Source organism: Frateuria sp. (genome assembly GCF_013362045.1).
Classification (GTDB): domain Bacteria; phylum Pseudomonadota; class Gammaproteobacteria; order Xanthomonadales; family Rhodanobacteraceae; genus Frateuria_A.
The window spans coordinates 1-2,136 of the sequence record NZ_JABFWW010000008.1 but is presented as its reverse complement, the minus strand read 5'-3'; the positions used below and the strand labels follow the sequence as shown (position 1 = coordinate 2,136).

3 protein-coding genes are annotated in these 2,136 nt (G+C 70.5%); 1 reads left to right on the top strand and 2 read right to left on the bottom strand.

The window, feature by feature from the left end:
• The coding region (locus HOQ08_RS00255; RefSeq protein ID WP_291189772.1) for a bifunctional precorrin-2 dehydrogenase/sirohydrochlorin ferrochelatase at positions 1-374 on the bottom strand (374 nt) is incomplete at its 3' end.
• Positions 375-667: 293 nt separating this feature from the next.
• On the opposite strand from HOQ08_RS00255, the gene HOQ08_RS00250 reads away from it, so the two are divergent.
• Positions 668-1,660 carry a LysR substrate-binding domain-containing protein gene (locus tag HOQ08_RS00250; RefSeq protein WP_291189770.1) on the top strand — a complete coding sequence of 331 codons (993 nt, stop codon included), beginning with the start codon at positions 668-670 and terminating at the stop codon, positions 1,658-1,660.
• 86 nt (positions 1,661-1,746) lie between these two features.
• On the opposite strand, the gene HOQ08_RS00245 is transcribed toward HOQ08_RS00250, so the two are convergent.
• Positions 1,747-2,136 (bottom strand): phosphoadenylyl-sulfate reductase (locus HOQ08_RS00245; RefSeq protein WP_291189767.1); only part of this gene is annotated, 390 nt, incomplete at its 5' end.

Sequence of the window (2,136 nt, the reverse complement as noted above, 5' to 3'; positions counted from 1 at the left end):
GCGATGGTGAGCGGCGCGCGGTCGATCACCGCCGGCACGTGGAAGCTCGACAGCTGCGCATCGTCCACCACGTTGACGAACAGGCGCCGCAGCCCGGCCAGTTCGGCCACCAGCGCGTTGGCCGCGCGGTCGGAGGTGGCGGCGACCACCAGCCAGACGCGATCGAGCCAGGCTTCGCGGAAGGCTTCGGGCCGGTACGCAACGATCCCCTGCCTGGCCCATTCGCTCAAGGCGGGCGTCAGCTGCGGGGCGTTCACCGTCACCTGCGCCCCGGCCTGCAGCAGCGCGGCCACCTTGCGCTCGGCCACCACCCCGCCGCCGACCACCAGTACGGCGCGGCGCGAAAGGTCGGCAAACAGCGGGTAGAGCTTCAAGGGAACGGCCTTTGCGTGGGAATCGTGCCACGCTAGGCAGGCGCCCGGCGGGCGGCAAATGATTTGTCGCGAGGGCCATATGCATTCACGTTATGTGGACCGGCGCGCCCCGACCATTTCCTTGACAGTTCCGTCCATTGGACGTATAGACGTCCAAATTATGCGACACGAAAACGACCTTCTCTGCGACCATGACGTTCCAGCCCAGGGGTGGGCCCGGCGTGCGGCCACGCGATGTAGCCATGCCGCCACCGCAGCCAACCCTTCCGCCGAACGAACACGGGCACCAAGCCATGACCCTGGTCCAACTCCGCTACCTGGTCGCGATCGCCGACTCGGGCCTCAACATCACCCTCGCCGCCGAGCGCGTGCACGCCACCCAACCCGGCCTGAGCAAGCAGCTCAAGCAGCTTGAGGACGAACTCGGCTTCAAGCTGTTCGTGCGCAAGGGCAAGAGCCTCGATGCGGTGACCCACGCCGGTCGCCAGGTGCTCGAACGCGCGCGCCTGATCCTTGCCGAAGCGGCCAACATCCGCTCCATCGCCGCCAACCTGCGCAACGAAGCCCATGGCGAGCTGCGCATCGCCACCACCCACACCCAGGCGCGCTTCGCCCTGCCCCCCTCGATCGCTGCGCTCAACCTGGCCTACCCGCAGGTGAGCGTGCACTTGCAACCGGGCCAGGACGCCGAAGTGCTGGCCCAGCTCGAAGCCGGCCGCGTCGACATCGCCGTGGTCAGCACCGCCGGCGCGCCGCCTGCGGTGGGCATCGCCCTGCCCGCCTATCGCTGGCATCGCGTGGTGGTGGTGCCCGGCGGCCATGCGCTGGCGAAACGCAGCCTGCCGCCCACGCTGGCCGAGCTGGCCGCGCAGCCGCTGATCAGCTACGACTCCTCGCTCAAGCCCGAATCGTCCCTGCGTCGCGCATTCGAGGCCGCCGGCCTGGAGCCGCAGATCGCCATGACCGCCGGCGACGCGGACTTGATCAAGACCTACGTGCGCGCCGGCCTGGGCGTCGGCGTGCTGGCCGAGATGGCGATGCTGCCGGCCGATGCCGACCTGCGCGTGCTGCCGGCCGACCACCTGTTTCCGCAGTGCACGACCTGGATCGTGTTGCGGCGGGAAAGCGTGCTGCGCGAGTTCGTGCTCGAGTTCATCGGCCAGTTCGCGCCGCACCTGGACCGGCGCGACGTGGTCCGCGTACTGACCGGCGATGCCGCCCCCGCCGCCTGGCCGGGCGAGCCGCACTGGCGCGAGCGGCCGCTGGCGCTGCCGGATGCGGCCTAGCGTTTCTCGCTCGCCGGGAAGAGGCTCTCAAGGGCCGGTGCAGCCGCTCCGGGCCGCGCCGGGCGCCCAAGGAAGGCGCCGGCGCGTCAGACGATGTCGTGCAGCCCGCATTCGCGCTTGAGGCCGAAGAAGCGCGTGTCTTCCGGGTCCATGCCCGGCTCCCAGCGGTGGCTGGTGTGGACGTCGCCGATGGAGGTGTAGCCCTGGTCCCACAGCGGGTGGTACGGCAGGCCGTGGCGCTTGAGGTATTGGCCCACGTCGCGGTCGCTCCAGTCGGCCAGCGGGTGGAACTTCCAGCGGCCGTTGCGGTGCTCGGCGAATTCCACGCCGGCGCGGGTGCGCGCCTGGCTGCGGCGCAGGCCGGCGAACCAGCCGGCCGCACCCAGCTCGGCCAGCGCGCGCTGCATCGGCTCGACCTTGCGGATGCGGTTGTACTGGTCGATTCCCTCCACGCCGTGCTCCCACAGGCGGCCGTG

What these genes read in the sequence shown, in the direction of transcription:
- HOQ08_RS00250 (WP_291189770.1), top strand. Translation starts at nt 668, where the DNA reads ATGACCCTGGTCCAACTCCGCTACCTGGTCGCGATCGCCGACTCGGGC.